Annotated in this window: 1 protein-coding gene; it reads right to left on the reverse strand. The window is 73.2% G+C overall.

Going from position 1 to position 5,813, the window contains the following annotated elements:
* The coding region (locus KBX06_RS27270; RefSeq protein ID WP_307854781.1) for an SDR family NAD(P)-dependent oxidoreductase at positions 1-5,754 on the reverse strand (5,754 nt) is incomplete at its 3' end.
* Between the last annotated feature and the right edge of the window lie 59 nt (positions 5,755-5,813).

Below are 5,813 nucleotides of genomic sequence, written 5' to 3' on the forward strand. Positions count from 1 at the left end.
CAACACCCCACACAACCGACCCCACACCCCCCCATCCAACAACCCCGGCAAATCCACCAAACCACCCCACCGCAACGGCACCTCCAAACCCACCACCCGACCCAAACCCCACACCGCAGCACCCGCGGTCAGGTCGGTCAGGGGCTCGGAGTCGTCCACGGAGACCGCCCCACTGGTCAGCCACCAGAGCCGCCCCTGGGTCTCGGTGACCGCCAGCGCCTGCGCCACCGCCAACGCCTCGACGACGCCCGCCCCGGCCAGCGACATCAGCGAGATCAAACCGGCGACGGGGGCGCCGCTCGCCGACGCGTCGGCCAGGCGACGCGCGATCTCGTCCCGTTCCAACACGTCCAGTACCACCGGCACCACCTCGGTGCCGCGCTCCGCCAACCCGGCCAGCAACGGGTGGTCCTCCTGGCCGGGACGCACGAGCACCAGCCAGCGGCCGGTCAGGGTCTCGTTCCCGGTCGCGGTCTGGCGACGCCAGACCACCCGGTACCGCCAGGAATCCACAGTCGACCGCTGCTGGGCGGCCCGCCGCCACTGCGCGAGCTTCGGCAGGACCGCGCTGAAGGGTTCGTCCGCGCCGACGCCCAGCTCGCCTCCGACGAGGCCGGGGTCGCCGGACTCCACGGCCGCCCAGAACCGCCCGTCGAGAGCGTCGTCGTGCGCGTCCCGGCGGGTCGCGGGCGCCGCCTCCGGCCAGTACCAGGTGTGCTCGAAGGCGTAGGTGGGCAGGTCGACCACGCGCGGCCGGGCACCGGCCTGACCGTGGTACGCCGCCCAGTCCACCGGCACACCCGCCACCCACAACTGCCCCAGCGCAGACGTCAGGGCCGCGACCTCCGACTGATCCCGCCGCGACACAGGAACACGCCGCACCCCGGCATCCCCGACGATCTCCGCCACCATCGCCGTCAACGTCGCGTCCGGACCCACCTCCAGGAACGTGTCCACACCCTGCGCCCGCAGCGCCGCCACCCCGTCGGCGAACCGCACCGCCTGCCGCACATGCCGCACCCAGTACTCCGGATCAACCAACTCCAGCGGCTCCGCGACCGCACCGGTCACGTTCGACACGATCGGGACCTTCGGCACCCGCCAGTCCAGCCCGGCCACCACCGACGCGAACTCGTCCAACATCGGATCCATCAACCGCGAATGGAACGCGTGACTGACCGAAAGTTCCTTGACCCGCCAACCCCGCTCGCGAGAAGTCCCCACCACCGACGCGACCTCATCAGCGGCACCCGACACCACCACCGACGCCGGCCCATTCACCGCCGCAATATCCACGCCCGCACCCGACGCATCAATAACGCCACACACCTCGGCTTCGGACGCGCCGACCGCCGCCATCACCCCACCAGCCGGCAACGCCTGCATCAGACGACCCCGCGCCGCCACCAGAGTGCACGCATCCGCAAGCGACAACATCCCCGCCACGTACGCCGCCGTCACCTCACCAATCGAATGACCCGCCAGGAAGTCGACCCGCACACCCCACGACGACAGCAACTCCCACAACGCCACCTCGACGGCGAACAACCCCGCCTGAGCGAAGACGGTCTGATCCACCAGAGCCGCCTCAGCACTGCCCGCCTCCGCGAACACCACCTCCCGCAGCGAACGCGGCAACAAGCCATCGAACTGCGCGCACACCACGTCGAACGCCGACGCGAACACCGGGAACGCCTCGTACAACTCCCGACCCATACCGGCGCGCTGCGAACCCTGACCCGTGAACAACACCGCCCGACGACCCGCCGACACCACACCCGACACCACCGGCCGACCCTCGACCACCGCCGACAAACCAGCCACCAACTCGTCGACGTCCCGACCCCACACCACCGCACGGTGCTCCAACGCCGCCCGAGTCGACACCAACGACCACGACACATCCACCGGAGACAGACCCGCATGATCACGCACGAACGCCGCCAACCGCACCGCCTGACCCACCAGAGCACGCTCCGACCGGCCCGACACCACCCACGGCACCGGCACCCCCACCAGCGCACCACCGGCAGACGCGGACGCCGGAACCGACTCCGCGTCCGCCGACCCGATCCGGTCGGCCTCGCCGTGAAGCTCCGTGCCCCACGCGTCCACGGAATCCGCCGCAGCCACAAGCTCCTGGGCTGGTTGCGGCTGCTCGATGATGACGTGCGCGTTCGTCCCGGAGATGCCGAACGACGACACACCCGCCCGCCGGGCACGCCCCACACCCGGCCACGCCCGAGACTCGGTCACCAGCTCCACCGCACCCGACGACCAGTCCACATGCGACGACGGCGCGTCCACGTGCAACGACGCCGGGACCACGCCATGCCGCATCGACAAGATCATCTTGATGATCCCGGCCACCCCCGCGGCGGCCTGCGTGTGACCGATGTTCGACTTCACCGACCCCAACAACAACGGCTCGTCCCGGCCCTGCCCGTACGTCGCCAACAGGGCCTGCGCCTCGATCGGATCGCCGAGCGTCGTACCCGTACCGTGCGCCTCCACCACGTCGACGTCGGCGACACCCAACCCGGCGTTCGCGAGGGCCTGCCGGATCACCCGCTGCTGCGACGGACCGTTCGGCGCCGTCAACCCGTTCGACGCACCGTCCTGGTTCACCGCCGTGCCACGCACCACCGCCAGGACCCGACGCCCGTCGCGCCGCGCATCCGACAGGCGCTGCACGACGAGGACGCCGACGCCTTCGCCCCACGCGGTGCCGTCCGCCGACTCGGCGAAGGCCTTGCAACGGCCGTCCGCCGACAGCCCGCCCTGGCGGGAGAACTCGATGAAGGCGCCCGGGGTGGCCATCACGGTGACGCCGCCGGCCAGCGCCAGGTCACACTCGCCGGACCGCAGCGCCTGCACCGCCAGGTGCAACGCCACCAGCGACGACGAACACGCCGTGTCCACCGTCACCGCCGGCCCCTCGAACCCGAACGAGTACGCCACCCGACCCGACAGCACGCTCGCGGAGGCGCCGGTCGCGCCGTACCCGGCGAGCGACTCCCCGGCGTCGCGTACGACGCTCTCGTAGTCCTGCCCGTTGGTGCCGGCGAACACCCCGACCCGGCTGCCGCGCAGCGCGAGGGGCTCGATCCGGGCGTCCTCGAACGCCTCCCAGGAGACCTCCAGCAGCAGCCGCTGCTGCGGGTCCATGGCGAGGGCCTCGCGGGGCGAGATGCCGAAGAACTCCGCGTCGAAGCCACCCGCGTCGGTCAGGAACGCCCCGCGCGAGACGGAGGAGTCGGTTGCGGCCAGCGACTCCAGGTCCCAGTGCCGGTCGGTCGGGAAGTCCGACATCGCGTCGACGCCGGCCGTGAGCAGCTCCCAGAGGCCCTCCGGTGACTCGGCTCCGGCGGGGAAGCGGCAGCCCATGCCGACGATGACGATCGGGTCGTCGCCCACGACGGAGCCGGCGACGGCGGCGGTGGCGGGAAGGGCCTGTCCGCCGAGCAGTTCGGCGTGGATGTGCCCGGCCAGGGCCGCCGAGTTCGGGTAGTCGAAGGCGAGCGTGCTCGGCAACGCGAGTCCGGTCGCGGCGTCGAGCCGGTTGCGCAGCTCGACCGCCGCCAGGGACGTGAAGCCGAGGTCCTGGAACGCGCGGTCCGGTGCCACCCGCTCGGCGGACTCGTGGCCCAGCACGGCGGCCACCTCGGCGCGCACGAGGTCGCCGAGGACGCGCAGCTGCTCCGTACCGGACATTTCCGCGAGGCGCAGTCGCAGGTCGGCCGCCGGCACGGGGGCGTCGACGGTCACCGCCGCGCCGGCCTCGGCCAGCAGGTCGCGGACCAGCGGGTGGGGGCGGCGACCGTCGGTGGCGGCCACCCGGGCCCAGTCGATGTCGGCCACCACGAGGTACGTCTCGTCGCGGTCCAGCGCCCGGGTGAGCGCGCGTACGGCCGTCTCCGGTGCCATCGCGCCGAACCCGGTGCGGCTCAGCCGCTGCTCGAAGTCGCCGGCGCTCACCCCGCCGTCGGCCCACAGTCCCCAGGCGAGCGAGGTCGCCGGCAGTCCCTCGGCGCGACGGCGCTGCGCCAGGGCGTCGAGGAAGGCGTTGCCCGGCGCGTACGTGGCCTGGCCGGCGGCGCCCATGAGGCCGGCGAGCGAGGAGAAGAGGACGAACGCGGAGAGGTCCGCTCCCCGGGTCAGCTCGTCCAGGTTGCGCGCGGCGTCGACCTTCGCCCGCAGGGCGGTGGCGAGTTGGTCGACGCTGACCGCGTCGATCACGTTGTCGTCGAGGGCGGCGGCGGTGTGCACGACCGCGCTAAGCGGAAGCTCGTCGGGGATCGAGTCGAGCAGCGCCGCGAGCGCGGCCCGGTCGGCCACGTCGCAGGACGCGAGGGTGACGCGGCTGCCGAGCGCGGCGAGTTCCTCGGCGAGGGCGGCCGCTCCCGGCGCCTCGCCGCCCCGCCGGCTGACCAGCAGGAGGTGTTCGGCGCCTTCGGTGGCCAGCGCGCGGGCGACGTGCCCGCCGAGGGCCCCGGTGCCGCCGGTGATCAGCACCGTGCCGCGCGGCGTCCAGGAACCGCGGGGACCGGTGTCCCCGTACGCCGCCCGGGCGAGCCGACGCGCGTGGGCGCCGTTACCGCGCAGGGCGACCTCGTCCTCGCGGCCGGTGCCGGAGATCAGCGTCCGCAGCATGCGTACGGCGCCCTGGTCGGGCCGCTCGGGGACGTCGACGAGCCCGCCCCAGCGGTGCGGGTGCTCGGCGCGCAGCACGCTGCCGAAGCCCCACGCCATGGCCTGTACGGGGTCGACGTGCCGGTCCCGGGAACCGACGGCGACCGCGCCGCGGGTGGCGATCCAGAGCCGGGCGGTGATCCCGGCGTCGCCGAGCGCCTGGGCGAGCGCGACCGTGCCGGCGAGCCCGGTCGGCACGGAGCCGGACCCGGCGTACGGCCGGTTGTCGAGGGCGAGGAGGGAGAGCACGGGCAGCGGGTTCCCGTCGTGGCCGGTCGACGCCTCGATGAGGTCGTGGGCGAGCCGTTTGCGGTCGCACGCGGCGTCGACCTCGACGATCCGCCCGCCGGCGGCACTCAGGGCAGCCGTCCAGTCGGTCACGACCGCGTCGGCGTCGGCCGGCACGACGAGCAGAAAATCGGTCGCCTCGGCGCGGGCGGGGTCGTCCGTGAGCGGCTGCCAGGCCACCCGGTAGCGCCAGGAGTCGAGGGTTGCCTCGGCGTCCCGGCGGCGTCGCCAGTTGGACAGCGCCGGCAGCACGTCCGCGAGCGGGGCGTCGGCGTCGACGGCCAGGCTTTCGGCGAGGGTCGTCAGGTCCGCCGCCTCGATCGCCCGCCAGAAGTCCTCGTCGGCGGCGGTACGCCGGGCAACGGGGGGACGGTAGGAGCGCGTCGCGGCGTTGATCCAGTAGCGCCGGTGGTCGAAGGCGTACGTGGGCAGCTCGACCACGCGCGGCCGGGCACCGGCCTGACCGTGGTACGCCGCCCAGTCCACCGGCACACCCGCCACCCACAACTGCCCCAGCGCAGACGTCAGGGCCGCGACCTCCGACTGATCCCGCCGCGACACAGGAACACGCCGCACCCCGGCATCCCCGACGATCTCCGCCACCATCGCCGTCAACGTCGCGTCCGGACCCACCTCCAGGAACGTGTCCACACCCTGCGCCCGCAGCGCCGCCACCCCGTCAGCGAACCGCACCGCCTGCCGCACATGCCGCACCCAGTAGCCGGGGTCGGTGATCTCGTCCGCGTCCGCGACGGCACCCGTCACGTTCGACACGACCGGCACCTTCGGCGGCTGCCACGACAGGCCCGCCACCACCGACGCGAACTCGTCCA

The organism is Micromonospora sp. C31, from assembly GCF_018070575.1.
In the GTDB taxonomy this organism is placed as follows: Bacteria; Actinomycetota; Actinomycetes; order Mycobacteriales; family Micromonosporaceae; genus Micromonospora.